The sequence below is a fragment of the Candidatus Neomarinimicrobiota bacterium genome, from assembly GCA_022560655.1.
Taxonomy (GTDB): domain Bacteria; phylum Fidelibacterota; class Marinisomatia; order SCGC-AAA003-L08; family TS1B11; genus JADFSS01.
Window position 1 is genome coordinate 41,858 of record JADFSS010000002.1, and the last position, 16,751, is coordinate 58,608.

Annotated in this window: 14 protein-coding genes and 1 tRNA gene; 12 read left to right on the forward strand and 3 right to left on the reverse strand. The window is 58.6% G+C overall.

All coding sequences use genetic code 11. The features are described 5' to 3' along the window. Positions 1–4: 4 nt before the first annotated feature. The 5 genes from rpsI to frr are packed head-to-tail and all read left to right on the forward strand — an operon-like array spanning position 5 to position 3,157. Positions 5–397 carry a 30S ribosomal protein S9 gene (rpsI, locus tag IH971_00665; GenBank protein ID MCH7496351.1) on the forward strand — a complete coding sequence of 131 codons (393 nt, stop codon included), beginning with the start codon at positions 5–7 and terminating at the stop codon, positions 395–397. Between the two features lie 26 nt (positions 398–423). Continuing rightward, the gene (rpsB, locus tag IH971_00670; protein ID MCH7496352.1) at positions 424–1,248 is read left to right on the forward strand and encodes a 30S ribosomal protein S2; all 825 of its coding nucleotides are present in this window, start codon (positions 424–426) and stop codon (positions 1,246–1,248) included. Next, positions 1,245–1,859 (forward strand): translation elongation factor Ts, encoded by a 615-nt coding sequence (tsf, locus tag IH971_00675; GenBank protein ID MCH7496353.1) that lies wholly within the window; start codon positions 1,245–1,247, stop codon positions 1,857–1,859. The genes rpsB and tsf overlap by 4 nt, the downstream gene beginning before the upstream one ends. Positions 1,860–1,877: 18 nt before the next feature. Beyond that, on the forward strand, positions 1,878–2,603 hold the full coding sequence (locus IH971_00680; GenBank protein ID MCH7496354.1) for a UMP kinase: 726 nt from the start codon (positions 1,878–1,880) through the stop codon (positions 2,601–2,603). Further along, on the forward strand, positions 2,600–3,157 hold the full coding sequence (gene frr, locus IH971_00685) for a ribosome recycling factor (protein MCH7496355.1): 558 nt from the start codon (positions 2,600–2,602) through the stop codon (positions 3,155–3,157). Before IH971_00680 ends, frr begins: the two co-directional genes overlap by 4 nt. Before the next feature lie 88 nt (positions 3,158–3,245). Here frr and IH971_00690 read toward each other — a convergent pair whose 3' ends face one another. Then, positions 3,246–5,693, reverse strand: a complete 2,448-nt coding sequence (locus tag IH971_00690; GenBank protein MCH7496356.1) for an adenosylcobalamin-dependent ribonucleoside-diphosphate reductase — start codon at positions 5,691–5,693, stop codon at positions 3,246–3,248. Between the two features lie 396 nt (positions 5,694–6,089). On the opposite strand from IH971_00690, the gene IH971_00695 reads away from it, so the two are divergent. The 6 genes from IH971_00695 (at position 6,090) to IH971_00720 (ending at position 12,948) form a co-directional block, all read left to right on the forward strand. Continuing rightward, a tRNA-Gly gene (locus IH971_00695) sits at positions 6,090–6,160 on the forward strand. Between the two features lie 54 nt (positions 6,161–6,214). Beyond that, positions 6,215–7,387 (forward strand): hypothetical protein, encoded by a 1,173-nt coding sequence (locus IH971_00700; protein ID MCH7496357.1) that lies wholly within the window; start codon positions 6,215–6,217, stop codon positions 7,385–7,387. A 158-nt stretch (positions 7,388–7,545) separates the two neighbouring features. After that, complete coding sequence (locus IH971_00705) at positions 7,546–8,685, forward strand: S-layer homology domain-containing protein (GenBank protein ID MCH7496358.1); 1,140 nt, start codon at positions 7,546–7,548, stop codon at positions 8,683–8,685. A 69-nt stretch (positions 8,686–8,754) separates the two neighbouring features. After that, entirely contained in the window at positions 8,755–9,666 is a 912-nt protein-coding gene (locus IH971_00710) for an LPP20 family lipoprotein (protein ID MCH7496359.1), read from the forward strand. Between the two features lie 115 nt (positions 9,667–9,781). Then, a complete protein-coding gene (locus tag IH971_00715) occupies positions 9,782–10,543 on the forward strand; it encodes a FecR domain-containing protein (protein ID MCH7496360.1) in 762 nt (253 codons plus the stop codon). A gap of 41 nt (positions 10,544–10,584) precedes the next feature. Further along, the gene (locus IH971_00720; protein MCH7496361.1) at positions 10,585–12,948 is read left to right on the forward strand and encodes an adenylate/guanylate cyclase domain-containing protein; all 2,364 of its coding nucleotides are present in this window, start codon (positions 10,585–10,587) and stop codon (positions 12,946–12,948) included. A 218-nt stretch (positions 12,949–13,166) separates the two neighbouring features. Here IH971_00720 and IH971_00725 read toward each other — a convergent pair whose 3' ends face one another. Then, positions 13,167–14,177, reverse strand: a complete 1,011-nt coding sequence (locus tag IH971_00725; GenBank protein MCH7496362.1) for a tetratricopeptide repeat protein — start codon at positions 14,175–14,177, stop codon at positions 13,167–13,169. 534 nt (positions 14,178–14,711) lie between these two features. Between IH971_00725 and IH971_00730 the strand changes: the two genes are divergently transcribed. Beyond that, a complete protein-coding gene (locus IH971_00730; protein ID MCH7496363.1) occupies positions 14,712–15,275 on the forward strand; it encodes a hypothetical protein in 564 nt (187 codons plus the stop codon). A 165-nt stretch (positions 15,276–15,440) separates the two neighbouring features. On the opposite strand, the gene IH971_00735 is transcribed toward IH971_00730, so the two are convergent. Further along, positions 15,441–16,718, reverse strand: coding sequence for a RagB/SusD family nutrient uptake outer membrane protein (locus tag IH971_00735; protein ID MCH7496364.1), 1,278 nt, complete (start codon positions 16,716–16,718; stop codon positions 15,441–15,443). Positions 16,719–16,751 lie beyond the last annotated feature (33 nt).

Genomic DNA, 16,751 nt, shown 5'->3' on the forward strand with positions numbered 1-16,751 from the left:
GAGCATGGGCAAGGCCATGGCTACTACCGTTGGGCGGCGCAAGACGTCCGTTGCCATCGTACGGATTGAAAGCGGCAAAGGGCAAATCCTGATCAACAAGCGGACCGTTGACAATTACTTTCCCCGTGTGGCCCATAAGCAGATCATAGCGCAGCCTCTTGAGGCGGTGGGTGCTGCGTCGCACTTTGATATTACCGTCAGGGTGCGGGGTGGGGGGTCCTCCGGGCAGGCCGGTGCTGTCCGGCTGGGTATTGCTCGTGCCCTCGAAAAAGTTGACAGCAGCAATCGCCAGCCACTCAAGCAGGCCGGTTTATTGACCCGCGATGCCCGCGAGGTGGAACGTAAGAAGTACGGCCAGCCGGGTGCGCGGAAGAAATTCCAGTTTTCGAAGCGCTAAGCTCCTGATATCCTACTGATATCGCGATGCCTGCCGGCCACCAGCTAACCGTAGAAGATCTTATCAGCACCGGTGCCCATTTCGGGCATCTTACCCGGCGGTGGCATCCCAACTACAAGCCATACATTTACATGGAGAAAAACGGAATCCACATCATTGATGTAGAGCAGACCATGATCTGTTTGCAGCGTGCTGTGGAGGTGGCCTCGCAGATTGTCCGGGATGGCGGTACGATTCTCTTCGTCGGTACCAAGAAGCAGGCCAAGGATGTCTTGCAGCGCGAGGCTGACCGGTGCGGCATGTATTACGTCGTGGAGCGTTGGCTTGGTGGAACGCTGACCAACTTTGCGACCATTAAGCGCAGCATCAAGCGACTTCAGCAGCTTGAAAAGGATGCCGATACTCTATACCAGTCCTTGACCAAGAAGGAGATATTGCGCCTGGAGCGTGAGCGGATACGGCTCTCCGATCAACACCGGGGTATTAAAGACATGAAGCAGCTCCCCGATGCAGTTTATGTTGTCGATGCCCAGCATGAGGCTACGGCCATCAGGGAGGCCCGTCGCCTGGAGATTCCCGTGATCGCCATCGTTGACAGCAACACGGATCCCGAAATGGCCGACTATCCTATTCCTGCCAATGACGATTCCCTGCGCACAATCCAATTAATCACCGCCGAGCTGGCAGACGGCATCATTGCCGCTCGCGGCGGCGAGTCCTTTGAAGAGGAAGATGGCGAGGAGGCAGCCAAGCCCGGGCCTGAGGAAACCGAAACGGTGAAAGAAGCTCAGGTCGAAGCTGTGGTCGCTGGTGAAGGCGAACATCTTCCCAAGGAGGCCAGCGAAGCGTGATCCCCGCCAGCCTCGTCAAGGAACTTCGGCAGAGGACGGGGGCCGGCATGATGGATTGCAAGCGGGCGTTGGAGGCAGCCGGCGGTGATCTTGAAAAGGCCATTGACCATCTGCGAGCCAGTGGCATAGCGAAGGCCGAGAAAAAGTCGCATCGCGACACCGGCGATGGGGTCGTGCTCTCTTACATCCATCCCGGGTCAAAACTGGGTGTTCTGATTGAGGTCAACTGCGAGACCGATTTCATGGCCAAGACGGAAAGTTTTCAGAGCTTTGTCAAAGATATTGCCATGCATATCGCAGCCGCGGCGCCTATGGTGGTTCAGCGTGAAGACATGTCTCCCGATGTGCTGGAACATGAAAAAGGCATATTTGCGGAGCAGGCCCGCCAAGCAGGTAAACCCGACCATATCCTTGAGAAAATTATCGCCGGCAAGGTCGACAAGTTTATTTCTGAAAACGTTCTCCTCGAGCAAGGTTTTGTTAAGGATCCGCAGAGGACGATTGGTGATTACGTGAAAGAGGTCATCGCCAAGATGGGTGAGAACATATCCATTGCCCGATTCAGTCGCTTTCAACTTGGCGAGACAGATCCCCTGAATAGCGGCGCCTGACCCAATCCCTGCATTCACATGGCTGATTTGCCGTATCGTCGCGTCCTCCTGAAAATGAGCGGCGAGATTCTTGCTGGCGAACGAGGCTTTGGTATCGAGACTGCCGTTGTCGATAATCTTGCCCGTCAGGTCAAGACCGTTGCGGAGCGGGGCATCGAAATTGGCATTGTCATCGGCGGGGGCAATTTTTTCCGGGGTGCCTCTGCCGCCGATAATGGCGTAGACCGAGTTTCCGCAGATTATCTGGGGATGTTGGGCACCGTCATGAATGCGGTTGCCTTTCAGAATGCCCTGGAGAGGCTCGGCCTCGATACGAGGGTTCTTTCGGCCATTACCATCACCCAGATGGCGGAACCGTATATCCGCCGCCGCGCTATTCGGCATTTGGAAAAAGGGCGGGTGGTCATCTTCGCCGGTGGCACGGGCAACCCCTATTTTTCCACCGATACGGCAGCAGTGTTGCGCGGCATTGAAGTTGGAGCAGCGCTGATCTTGAAGGGCACGAAAGTCGATGGAGTGTACAGCGCCGATCCCATAGTCGACCCCGGGGCGAGGAAGTATGACAAACTTGATTATGAGGAAGTGATTTCGAAAAAACTGCGCGTCATGGATCTGACCGCGGTTACGCTCTGCATGGAAAACCAGCTGCCCATTCTGGTCTTCAACATGCAGTTAGATGGCAACATGTTAAAGGCTGCCAGCGGTGAGGCAGTGGGCACCATTGTTAGGGGGGAAGGGTCATGATCAACGAGCTACACGCCCGCACGAAGGAACAGATGGATGCAACTTTGGAGCACACGCGTCAGGAGCTGGCAACATTGCGCACAGGACGTGCTAATCCCCGCCTGGTCGACCACATTAAGATCGATTACTACGGGAGTCATCAGCCGCTGAAAAACCTGGCCAGCATATCGGCGCCGGAGCCGCGCATGCTGGTGGTTGAGCCTTTCGACAAGACCCAGATTGGGGCTGTCGAGAAAGCGATTCAACTTGCTGATTTGGGACTCAATCCTACCAATGACGGGCAAGTCATCCGTCTGCCCATACCCGAGCTCACTGAGGAACGGCGGCGCGACCTTGTCAAGATAGCGCATGCGACCGTTGAAGAAGGCAAGGTAACGGTTCGCAATGTTCGCAGGGATGCAAACGCCGAACTTAAACTATTCGCCAAAGAGCACGATTTGTCCGAGGACAATATGCACCGCGAGATGGACAATATTCAGGGCATGACGGATGCTCGCGTCACTCAGCTGGATGAGATGCTGGCGACGAAGGAGCAGGAGATTCTGCACGACTGACACAAGCGAGCTAGCGATGGCTGGATAAAAAAAGGGCGGGATGGGATTCCCGCCCTTTTTTGCCCGTGTGGTGCGTAGTCAGGGGGGGTTAGCACCGGGAGTACCCGCATGCCGGGCAGGTAACGCAGCCGCCCTCGTGGACGACATTGCCGCCGCAATGCGGGCATGTAATCATGGTCTTGGAACTAGGCTCCTCAGGGGTTGGCCCGCTGGCGGAAGAGTACCCAGGGGCAGGTTTTGGGCCGTCGGGTCTCAGGCCATTAGCACCGGCCCTGTCTCCAGCGCCGTTTTGAACAAGTTCCCACGGCCGTTTCTGTCGCTCGCCCAGATAGCGGCCCAGCGCCTGGCCAATGGCGTCCGGCGTCGACAGAATGAGGCGGCCTTGTTCCCAGGTTGGGCTGGGGCCGCTGATGCCTCTGAGCTGCTTCACGATTTCCCACGGATCCACGCCGGACCGAAGGTTCAGTGATATCAAGCGACTGATGGCTTCGGCCTGGGTGGACGCGGCGCCGCCAGCCTTACCGATCGTGGTGAAGACCTCGCAGAGCCCACGCTCATCCTCGTTGATGGTGATGTAGAGATTGCCCTCGCCGGTCCGGACCCTGCGCGTGACACCCCCGGTTATCTCCGGTCTGGGGCGGGGGTGCAGTTGTGGCCGGCCCATGAGGCTCTCAGAAACAGCGACGGAGGGTTGAGCCTGGGCATCAACGGTGCTCTCAGAATCACCGGATTGTCCGTCACGGTCAGCCTCTGGCTCATGAGGTGGCGGCTCATTTCCCTGTGGCTGGGACTGCTCGTCGGATATCAGGATACCCTCACGCGAACCCTCCCGGTAGACGGTAATGCCCTTTAGGCCTTCATGATAGGCGGCCATGTAGATCTCCGCCACCGTCTCCGCGGAGATGTCCTGGGGCAGATTCACCGTAGAAGAAATGGAGCTGTCGACGAAGCGCTGGATAACACCCTGTAGCTTCACCCGAAAAAAGGGGTCAATCTGGTGTGCGGTTGTGACATACTCGGGCATATCGCCGTCAGTCCCAAACAGATTCTTGATAATGGGGTGATAGACGGTGTATTCCCGGAAAGTATCGCCCAGCCCCTCATTCCGCTTTACGCGGCGCTTGTAGGAAGTGGCGAAAATCGGCTCGATGCCAGAGGTCACCTGGGCGACGATCGCCCCCGAGCCGGTAGGTGGCACAGTCAGAATGGTTACGTTGCGAATCCCCTGCTCTCTGATGTCCGTGCGCAGATTCTCCGGCAGGCTGGGTATGAAGTGGCTCTGGCGATAGCCGTCCCACTCAAAGTTGGGGAAGACGCCCTTTTCAGCTGCAAGACTGATGGAAGTTGCGTAGGCCGTGTCCCGCATGGTTCTCATGATCTCCTCTACAGCTTGGAGCGCCTCATCACTGTCGTACCGGATGCTCCGGCGCACCAGCATGTCGCCCAAACCAAGAATGCCCAGTCCAATGCGGCGATCGTTCTTGGCGTTTTCTTGCTGGATGGGGAGGGCATGGCGGTCAATGTTGTAATCGATCACATTATCGAGGAAGCGGGTGGCCACGCTCACCGTCTCATCAAACGCCGCCATCATAAACTGGCCATCGGCATCCACAAAGCGCTCCAGGTTGATGCTGCCCAGATTGCAACAGCCACCATCGGGCAGCGGCTGCTCGGCGCAGGGGTTGGTGGAAACCAGCGGGCTGCAATACTCCCCGTTATGGTAGTCCCGCATGGTGTCCCAGAATATGAGCCCCGGTTCGGCGCTGGCATGGGCCGCGGCAATGATCTCATGCCATAATTCCTGGGCGCGGACCGTGCGGTAGACCTCACCGCCCCACCGCAGTTCGAAGTCCTGATCCTGCTCCACCGCATGCATGAACTCATGGGTGAGCAGGACGGAGATATTCGAGTACATCACCTTGTCCAGATTTTTCTTGATCGTGATGAAGCTTTCAATATCGGGATGATCAACCCGCAGGGTTTGCATGTTTGCACCCCGGCGCCCGTGCTGTGCGATCGTATTGGTGTTCGTGCTGAACAGGTCCATGAAGCCGATGGGGCCGCACGACTCCCCGCCCGTGCCGGCGATGGGCGAACCGGACGGCCGCAGGGTCGACAGGTCGTGGCCGCAGCCGCCGCCATACTTGTAGGTCAACGCCTCGTCAAAAATAGCCTGGTAGATGGCACTGATGGCATCCTCCTTGATGGCCACAACATAGCAGTTATTGAGGGTCGTCTTGATATCTTCACGCCCCGCGCCGTGCATAATGCGACCGCCAGGAACGAAGCGAAAATCCTCCAGGAGGTACAAGAATCGACCTTCCCACTGGCGCCTCAACTCCGGGGTGGCTTCCACGCCGGCAATGGCCCTGGCCTGGCGCACCCACAGATCCCACGGGTGGCTCTCTCCCGGCGCCAGATATTTGGCCCGCAACACGTCCCTGGCGATTTCGTCATCCTGATAATAGGCGTCCAATTTGTACTTTGGGGGCGACTGTTCGTCGCGGGTCTTGGGGGGCAAGGAGGCCTCGGCCATCCTGCCACGCCCGTTTCCAGTCTCGGCAGGCTCTAAGGGAAGCCTTGTTCCTGTGCCAGGGGCCCCGATAATCGTTTCAAAGAAATCAAATTCCATCGCTTCGGCCATGCGACCATCTCCTCCTTGAGGGTAAAAGACTTCCTCTGCTTCAAGCGGATACCTGGCAACTGTTAGGTATACGGGGGCGGCATGAAATGCCGCGCAAAATGTAGGCCGCCTAAAATTAGGGTGCAAGTAAAAATGTGGCCTGGACCACAAAATATTGTGGAGCAGTTCGAAGTATGAACTAGATGTTGCAGCGCAGGTTCACCAGGTAGATCGTGGCCCAACCGCGCAAGAACTCATATTGGTGTCTTGTGTTGGCAGGATAAGGCCCGGTAAATTGGATTGGCCCGTGCGGGTGTAGTTCAATGGCAGAACACCAGCTTCCCAAGCTGGTTACGAGGGTTCGATTCCCTTCACCCGCTCAATCTTCAGGCTGTCGCCGGTCGCGGGCTTGCGGTAGCCCATGAGCGGAAACATTGGCCTCAATTACCAGAGAGCGTACCGACATGATCAACAACAGACTCTCGCCGAAACGAATCCTGCCACCGAATCTGGCCGTAGCCGTGCTCGTGGGACTGGGTGCCATCCTTAGTGCCCAGACACTGACAGTGACCGGTCAGGGGATGGCCATGACCCGCGATGCTGCGTTGTCTGCCGCCAAGCGTGATGCCGTGGAGAAAGGGGTCGGCGTGGTGGTTGCCAGCGAAACGCTGGTAAAGAATTTTCAGGTGGTGGAGGACCGTATTCTGAGCAAAGCCAACGGGTTCGTAAAGACCTACGAAGAGCGGTCAGCCAGCCAGGGCCCTGATGGACTGTGGACAGTAACGATTGAGGCCGTCGTAACAGATATCCTGGACGAGGTGGTGAAGGATCAGTTGGCACTGGACCTCTTGCTATCGTGGGTGCGGCACCCACGGTTCATGATCATGATCGATGAGACCAACATTGATGATCCCAACTCCATCGTAGCCGAAACGGAGATTGGGCGGGCGCTGGCGGCCAAGGGGTTCAGTATCGTCAGCCCGAGCCAGAGCGAGGCCTTGCGGCAGAGGAATATCAGCCTGGCCTCCATTCAGGGAAATGCGGCCCAGGCCGCTGGCGTGGCAGCCGAGTTTGGCGCCGAGTACATCATTGTGGGCATCGCTAGCTCCAAAGCCGTAACCCATCCCATGCTGGGCACGCGGCTCTCGGGCCAGGCGAACATCAGCGCTCAGGTGATCCGCGCGGATAATGCCGAAATCATGGCACAGGAGACTTTCCACGGCAAGGGCACTCATATTGACGCCCGAACCGCCGGCGTGAGCGCCCTGAAACAGGCCGCCGGAAAAGTGAGCGACTACCTGTTGGCCGAAACGGTCAGGCGCTGGAGCCTCGAACAATCCAACGCCCGTCTCGTTACCCTGCGAATTTCCGGGGTGACCTTCCAAAGCCGTCGGCAGATCATCGCCAGTCTGGGCAGCGAGATCGAGGGCATACAGTCGGTGGACCAGCGCAGCTTTGCCAGTGGGACGGTCACCTTGGCCCTGCGCTATACAGGCAGCAATGAGGACCTGGGATCGGCCCTGGACGGGAAAGATTTCGGGACCTATGCACTATTCGTTGTGGCCATGACGCCCAGCGGCTTAGATCTCACAGTCCAGGCCAAATGACTCACTGCCGTGGATTTCGAACGGCGTCCACCGTGCTGAAATGCTGACCGTGGTGGCAATCCCCTTGCGGATGATGCTATCCATACCTACCTTCATTCCGAGCTACTCTTGCGTCCCGCGCCATGTCATTCAGTGCCACCAGCGGAGGAGTTTTCACGATGCGCGCTAAAGTATTGTTATCCCTTGCTTTGATAGGGCTAATGGGCTTGCCGGGGTGTGCTCCGAAGGTCGTATCACAGTCCGACCTGGACACGCCTGAGTACCACCAGCGGCTCGGTGTCCGCAGCCTTGAGAGCGGCGATTATGCCCGGGCCGAGGCCGCCTTTCAGCGGGCGGTGGACCTGGACAAGAATTTTGCCCCCGGTTGGGGTGGGCTGGGCCTGACGCGAGCCTACATGATGGACTTTCAGGATCGGGAAAAGGCCGTCAACAAAGCGGTGAAACTGGCCCCCAAGGATCCTACGGTCTGGATATTCCGCGGCCGGTACTGGCTTGCCAAGAGGTCGCTGGAGAAGAATTGGTTGAAGAAAGCCGAAGGCGATCTTAACCGTGCCGCCAAACTTGACCCCGGTAACGAGGCAGTCGATTACTATCTGGGCGAGGCCAGCTTCTACGGACTGAATTTTCAACAGGCTGGCGCACAATTTGCCAAGGTGGTTGACCTGAAGGGCGACTTGGCGGGCAAGGCGGATGAGATGTGGACCCTTTCGCAGAATATTGTCAGGGCCAGACCGGGCACAGACGCGGGCCGGAAGATCGCCATCAAGAGCGAGATCACCCGCTCCGACCTGGCGGTCCTCTTCGCTGAGGAGCTCAAACTCGCCGCCATATTCGAGCGTATGGCGCCCCCGAGCGCCGGGCAGGTGGGCTTCCGGCCCCCAGGGGCTTCGGAGACCCCAGCCGCCGCGATGGTTCCCCGGGATGTGGCCGGCCATTGGGCTGAGCCGTGGATCGTGGAGGCGTTGCAACTGGGCGTGTTCCAGGTGGATCCCGCAGGCAATTTTTCTCCCGACCAAACGGTAACTCGGGTCGACTATGCCATGGCCGTGCAACGCATCCTGGTTACGGCTACGAGGGACGCCTCACTGGACACCCGCTATTTTGGGGAGAACCCGTCACGCTTCGCCGATGTGCCCAGTAGCCACTTTGCCTACAATGCGATGGCGCTCTGTGCGGAGCGGGGCATCATGAAAGCCGACACATTCACCGGCCGGTTCGATCCGGGGGGCCACGTAACCGGAGCGGACGCCCTGCTCATCATCAGGGATTTTCAAACTGCGCTACGAACCACCTTTTAGAGCGCAGTCCATAGAGTTCTTTTGAGCGCCACGCTGTCCCGCACAACGAAATTTCCAGGGAGAAAACCTATGCGACACAACAAACTTATGGTGACCGTGCTGCTTCTGCTCCTTTCCGTAGGCGCTGCGCGGGGCCAGGGATTGGGCGCCCCCGGGGCCGTCACCGAGCCGAATGAATTCGGTGTAGTGGACTATTCCATGCGGATCATTACCGCCACGGGTATCGGCGCCATTCCTACCAATGCGCCCAATGTGGGCATGGCCCGGGCCAATGCGATTCGGGCGGCTAAATTGGACGCCCTGCGTAACCTCGTGGAGGCGGTGAAGGCGGTGCGAATCACGTCGGAGACCACTGTCATGAACAACATGGTTTCAAGTGATGTCATCCGAACACAGGTGGAAGCCATGGTCCGGGGTGCCCGGCAGGTGGGGGACGTGAAATATCTGAGCGACGCGTCGGTGGAGCTCAGCATGACCGTGCCCATGAGCGGCATCATGGACGCCGTTCTCCCGGCCAGTGCCGCGGTGGCTACCCCCGGTGAAGACCAGCCCATTGCTTTCCTCCCAGGTATTGCTGGTGCTGCCAACCGCGCCCTTGCCCCGGCGGCTGGAGCTAGCGTTGCCCTCGCCATCGCGGGCCAGCCCATTACGGGTCTGATTATCGATACCCGCGGCTTGGGAGTCAAACCGTCCATGTCGCCCCGCGTGTTTACCAGCGATGGGTCGGTGATCTACGGCCCGGGCAACTATCCCCGCGACTTTGCTGTTACCCAGGGCGTGGTGGGCTACCACAAGGATATCGCCGCGGCCAAGCTCGATTCCCGCGTTGCGGGTAACCCGCTCACCATCAAGGGGACTGCAACCCAGGGCACGTTCGGCACCGATGTGGTTATCGCCACCCGCGATGCCCAGCAGGCGGCGGGATATGCCGGCTTCGCGGAGGCCCTCAGCAATTGCCGGGTGATGTTCATCCTCGACTGATGAGAGCGTGCGGTTGGGGCCAAACGACACTCGCTCGCGATATTCTCGCCAGCCTACCGCTAGCTGTCTCCTAAGGCGGATCCGATAATCCCTCCGACCGGGCTTGAATGACGGCATGACAGCTCCTTACCGGTATCTTCCGGTCTTACTGCCCATATTTCTAACTGCTCTATCGGCCCAGGACAAACAACTGTTCGGCCGGGTGACCTTTCCCCTGGGCAACGTCCAGATCCTGGTTCGGCCCAATCCGGGCTGGGGCAAAGCGATTATGAATCAGGACGTATTTGTGGGCGACAGGATCAGGACGGCACCCAAATCGCGCTGTGAGATTACCCTCGATGGAGGCGGGAAAGTCCGCATTGCGGAGAAAAGCGAGCTGCAGCTGACCGCTGCAAGTGTAACCCCCCTCCAGAAGGACTTCGGGGCGACAATTTTTTCGGGCCAGGTGTGGGTGGCGGCCAAGGCGGCTTTTGGTGAGACCAGGAACGTCGCTATCCGGGCGCCGACGGCAGTGGCCGCCATACGCGGCACCAAGTTCAGGACCATCGCCGACACGGCTGAGAGCTCGGTACTGGTGTACGAGGGCAATGTGGACGTTATCTGGGCGCAGGCCGGCGATGGTGGCCAGCAGGGCGATGGTGGCACCGGTGCACCGGACCCCATCAGGATTGGGCCGCCCCAGGAAGTAGCCCCGCCTGAGGAGGTGCCAGGCCCCTACGAGGTGTCACTGGAAGACTGGATCACCCTGGTTGAAGGCATGCAGATCAACGTCCGCTCGGACGGCCGCTACAATCTGTTCGAGTTTGATCAGGCGACCGATGATCAGTTGGAGTTTGTCCGCTGGAACAAAGACCTCGATCAACAACAGGGAGAATAGGGGTAAAACCGTGGCATCGCTTCGTCGGCTAAGTGGCCAGGGTGTCTGACAAACTCAGGCAGCTGCTCATTGGCTCCGGGCTGGGTGTGGTCTCAGCCCTTTTTATATGGACGGTCACCACGGCACCGTGGTCATTTCTGACGGAAGTCGTGGGCGGCTATGAAAACCGGTCCTATGACAGCAGGTTCCGGGCTAGAACATCGAACTTCCGCGAAGAATCCATTGATACCGTGCTGATCGTCGATATTGATCAACAAAGTATCGACGAATTGGGGAACTATTTTCGATGGTTTCACGATCGCCATGGCGTGCTCATCAACTATCTCAGCAGTGGTCAAGCCAGGGCGATCATATTCGATGTCCTGTTTGATCCCGAGCCCGAGCTCCACCATGACACGGCGTTTGTTAATGCCACCTACCGCGCGGGCAATGTCTATCACGCCATTTCACTCTCCCAGGCAGACACTCTGAATTTCCAATATCCCATGACCGAGCCGCCTGAGGGTGTGCACCTGCATACGGTTCGGGAGGGCGAGTCCATGGCCGACATTGCCGGTGCCTATTTTGGCGACACCGCTGCCGCCGATTATCTCAGCGGGCTGAACACCGACCTGCTGCCGCCAGTTGGCCTTGAGGCGGGGATGGTTATCCGCATTCCATCCCTGCTGGATGCCGCTGCAAAGACGATTCGGGTGCCCGCTGATGTCGCTGCCCGCTTTCCCGCCGGTGAGCGTTTCGACCTCAAATTTATAGATCTGCTCAACGCCAGCAAGGGCATCGGCAGCGCCAACTTCCCCCAGGACGCCGACGGCATCATCCGCCGCGGTCCCACCGCCGTGCACTTTTCCAGCGCGGGCCAAGTCTACCCCAGCCTCACGATGGCTGCGGTCATGGACATACTCGACATTCCTGCGGACGGCCTCGAGTATGATATGGACCGGCAGCGACTCAAATTGAGGGACCGCAGCGGCAAGGTTGTACGCGAGGTCCCCACCGATGCCAGCGGCCGCATATGGGTGAACTATTTTGGCACCCATCGCACCTTTCGGTACATCCCCTATGCCTGGGCCTCGCCTGATATGCTGCCGGCGGAATATTTCCAGGGCAAGATTGTACTGGTAGGGTCCACACTGCCGGGCTTGATGGATCTGAGAAGCACGCCCGTGCAGGAGGCCTTCCCCGGCGTGGAGATCCACGCCAACATGATCATGAGTTTCCTCGCGAACGAGTTTGTCCACCCCGTACCGCAGGCCGCCATGTTCTGGATTGTAGCTTTGCTGGGGGCGTTGGCAGGCGCTGCACTGACCCGGGTCAAGGGCATCTGGTCATTACTCGTCGCGGGGGTATTCGCTGCGGGCTGGATGCTGTTCGCCTTCAACCGGTTTATCGAGGTGTTGCAGGTGTTCGAAATCGTACGACCCATCATGGGCATCGGAGGGTCCTTCCTCAGTGTGAATCTCTATCAGTACGTGGTTCTTGAAAAGGACAAACGGTTCCTCCGCAAGACCTTCAGCACCTACATATCGCCAGAGCTCATCGACGAGCTGGTTGAGACCAACCAACAGCCCGAGTTGGGGGGTGATTCTGGGGTGCGCACCGCTTACTTTACCGATATTCAGTCGTTTTCAAGCTTTTCGGAGATCCTTACGGCCACGCAGCTGGTGGAGTTGCTCAACGAATACCTTACGGCAATGACCGACACCCTGCTGGCCGCGGGCGGCACGCTCGACAAATACGAGGGGGATGCCATTGTGGCATTTTTCGGGGCACCGTTGCGTATGGACGATCACGCTGCCCGAGCACTGAGAACGGCCCTTGGGATGCAGGCGAATCTTACCGAACTCCGGGAAAAGTGGCATTCGGAGGGCGATAAGTGGCCTGAGCTGATCCACGAAATGCGCATGCGTATCGGCGTGCACTCAGGTGATTTTGTCACCGGCAATATGGGAACCCCGACGCGGATGAACTACACCATGATGGGCGATGTGGTCAATACGGCCGCCCGGCTGGAGGCCTCCGCGAAACAGTATGGCATCTACATCCAGTGCACGAACGAGACCCTCGATCTCGCCGGGCCCGACAACTTCGAGTGGCGAGAGATCGACAAGGTTCGCGTCATGGGCAAGTCAGAGGCCGTCTCGACAGTCGAAATCATGGCCACAGCAGGGCAGCTGACGCCCCCACTGGTTGAAATGCGGGCTATCTACCGCGCGGGCATGGCGCTGTACGGAGAGCAGGTGTGGGATGAGGCCATGGAGAAGTTTCTTGCCAGTGAACCGCTGGAGGAGACCTTCACGAAGCGCCCCACCACCCCCAGCCAGGTTTACGCCCTGCGCTGCGACCATTTCAAGGCCCACCCCCCCGGCGATGACTGGGACGGCAGCTGGACCCTCACCTCCAAGTGAGCGTTAGCGGCTAGCTACCCGCTTTCAAGGGCGGCCGATTTTTCGGATGCTCTCAGCGGCGGCAGAGCGGTCAATATCAGTCCTGTCGCCAGCAGTTTGGACAGGGCTCTGCAGAGGCGGGCCCTAGGTAGTGGGGACCTCATGTGCCTGGCGCTCGTGGCGACCTCCAGCGGATAGAATTGAGGGTGAAGCAGCAAACCCGACCGGGGCACCTCCGGTCAGATCTGCTCCTTGAGTTTCTCCGCATTTTCCTTCTCGTCCTTGGCCCTCACGATGGTTTTCTGGATGCGCCTTGACTTTGGATTCAGGCTCAGGGCGGTCTTGAGGTGTTTCAGCGCCGAGTCAAATTCCTGCGTATAAATCTCTGCCAGACCCAAATTGTAGTAGACCTTGGACTGAACCTCACTGTCCAGTCCCAGCTTGCCCACGGCGTCCCTGAGCAAGGTTATGCCGTCCTCCCATTCACCGATACGGAAAAATGCGATGGCCTGGTCTGTTTCCGGCAGCAGATCATCCGTGAGAAACGCCGCCCGAACCTGAACCTCGTAGGGGGCCACCATCCGCATGAACTGCCCGGAGATATTCTTGATGCAGCTGCGGAACAGCGCGTCGCGGTCTATCCTGCCCGGGTCCTTGAGGTCGGCGGTTTTGCGGGCTGATCTGTTGGCGGTGAGGGTCCTGGCAGCCAGCACTTTAGCTGTTTGGATATCTATAATCTGCAAGTTTGCCGTCACGCGGTAGGTCCCTATTCTCGTATGCGTCTGATGGACTTTGCCTTTTTTATCTTTGTACGATGCCCCAGTGCTCAAGTCTTCCTCGTATTGGTCGGTCTGAATGCGTCCGAATATCAGTGCCGCTGTTCCGATGAGCTTGCCGAGTTCCGGCGCTGTCGATTCATCAATGATTCCGGTTTCACTCAGGTCATGCTCAGTCATGATCCGTGCGAGATTCTTGCGGTTGAGGACCTCAAATTGATTCGAAGCAACCAGGGCAGAGGTGAGTTCATCCGACAGATCCTTGGCGTGCTTCCCCTTGCGTTCATCCTGGCCAATGATATCTCCGATGGCGATCTTGCGATAATCCTTCAGATTGATTTCGGCTGGCCTGGTAACTGTGATGGCGACGGACGCGGTGCCACAGCCTGCCGCAAGTAATGTCACCAGGAACAGGGCAGCCGCCGTGTGTTTGGCTCGTTGCTGAATGACTTGGGCAAGTAGGCCGTGTCCCATATTATCCCCTTCGCCTGTGGCGCCATGACTCCATTGCCATGTTGTTCTTAATTTAACCCCGTAGCGCGCCCCATTTGGCAGCCGTCAGCATTGACTGGCCGAGGAGCGCCCACCTCGGTCAGGGATTTCGTTAACCGCACCGGCGAGCCGGCAGGATGCGCCCTGATTGTGCTTTGTTCAGCCACATTTCCCGTCATCCAGGCACACTCTACACCAGGTTCAATTATTTGGTAATCAATGATTTAATCTACTGGAGGTATGCCAGGACGGCAGAACTGGACATTATGGCACGGATGTTGCCAATTATACGCTAGCGAATGATGCGTTGTGCAGCTATGAATGAATGCCACGATCATATGAACCCCGCGGGAAGCCTGGGAGCAGCACGGGCCGTGCCGGTGCCAACATCGTTGCTATGCAATGCTGGCCGACACCTGAACAGTGCCCTCCTGAGCCTGCTGGGGTGCCTTACCAGTGCGCCTTCAATGCTCCCAACACCTGTCTGCTAAGCCAACCAACACCACCATACGAGCCATGCGATTCATTCTCATACTTCTGAGTGTACCCGTCATATTGGGTAGCGGTGTCCGGACCCACACCCCGATCGGGATTCACTATCCCGACTATCGACTGCTGGCAAGGCTGGTGCTCCAAGGCCTGGATATGTGGTCGCCGGACGTGGAAGAGCTGGTGCTCAGGACCGGCGCGGTGGAAAGCCTGTACCAATTTCGGCAGGGCATCAGCAATGGACCCGAACTGGGCTACTGGCAGATTCACCCGCGTACGGCAAAGGATATCCTGTTCCGTTACCTGCAGCGTTCGCGCAAGGAGGAATGGCGCCGTCGGCTCGAGCGGGTGCTGGGGTATAAGCTGACCTGGCTGCTGGAGGAGCCGGGGCGTTTTGATGAGGAGCTCCGCAACAACGATATCCTGGGGATCGCTCTCTGCAGGCTGTGGTATATGATGGCGCCCTATCCCATACCGCAGGCGCGCAACCTCCCTGCGCAGGCCTGGCTGTGGAAAAAGTGGTTCAATACCGGGCGTGGTACGGGCACCACCAGCCGATTTATCCGCGTGGCACGACAGGTCAACGTGTGAGGGCCATGGCCCCCTGATGTGCCGGTCAACAGCTGTCGACACGCCCCCCATCGTCAACCCCTGAACGCGCCCTCCACTCCAATTTCAGGGGTAAGGGCCAAAACACAACGCCCCGCGGAGTCGCAGGGCCATCATGCTGTCGCCTTTTGAGATGTGTGCGAGCTGCTACGGCCAGCGGGCCTCGTTGCAGCTAACATGGTCGTTGTTGTCCGACTCGTCGTCGGGGATGGGGAGATAGTAGGGCAGCGGCTGCACTCCCGGAACCTGCCCACCCGTATAGTTCACCTCGGTTACTCCGTAGCGGATCAGGTCTGACAAACGGCGTCCCTCGAAAAAGAACTCGTACTTACGCTCTCGCCGCAGAATTGTTGTTACCTCGGCAATCGTGGCGCCCGTGGCAGCGGCCAGGCCCGCCTCCACACGCACGCTGTTGATCCAGCCCAGGGCTGCCGTCACGTCCCCGTTGACTGTCAGCTCTGCCTCGGCCGCAATAAGGGCGCTCTCCTGCCAGCTGGCGATACGGAGCGGCCGATCCCTGGCATCATACTTGTCGGGTACCCACAGCGCATCGGACTGATTCAATGCCAGTTGGCCGGAATTGGTGACCGCCACACGCGGATCACCCGTATTGCGAAATTCTGGTGCCACGGTCTGACCACCTCTCTGTGTAATCCAGACATAGATGAAGTTCTCATCCAGATTGCTGTAGGGGGCCATATAATTCCAGCGTCCAGTGGCTGAAGCAGCCGCATGTGGCAGGGCAGCAGCCAGGTCACCCAGCAACAGATAGGCCCGTGCCAGGCCGCTGCGGGCATAGCTCTCCAACTCAGGCGACGCCGCGGCCTCTGCTACGGCTTGAGCTTCGGTGAAGCTATCCACGGCCCGGTTAAGTATAGCCGTCTGCTGTTCCATGGGACCGGGAACGTATTGGACGCCATCAAATTTCGCAAAGGGCATCTCCCACCACGTCTCGGCGGCCACCAGATAGCCCGATCCCAGGACGCACAGGGTCTCAGCGAGGCGGATATCCTTAGCGGCACTGTCAGCTGCTGTGCCTCCCGCAGCTGGCGGCGGCAGCACCCGCTTCATACGACGCGCTAGGTCTGCTCCCAAAAAAAGGGCAATGGACAGCGAGGCGTACAGCCCGTCGAGGCTTCCGTCGCTGCACTGGACATCGCGCGTCACCAAGGCCTGAAAATAGGTGAAGGTGTCGGCATTATACGTCTCGCCCGCCAGCAGGGCTTGGGTAAGGACGATCATGGGGAGACTGTTGAAATTACCGGCAAAGAGCTCGGCTTTGAACCCCGTCAGAAGGGGATCGATCGCCGTGTCCGTTTCCAAATCCTGCTCGAGGATCGAGCCGGGGTTTTCAACGTTGAGCAGGGCGTCGCAGCCCGGAAAGGCGATGGTGGCCGCGAGCAGGGCTACCAGGGCTGTTTCCATGGGCCCGGGTAGCTTCCTGCGAACTTCACCGGA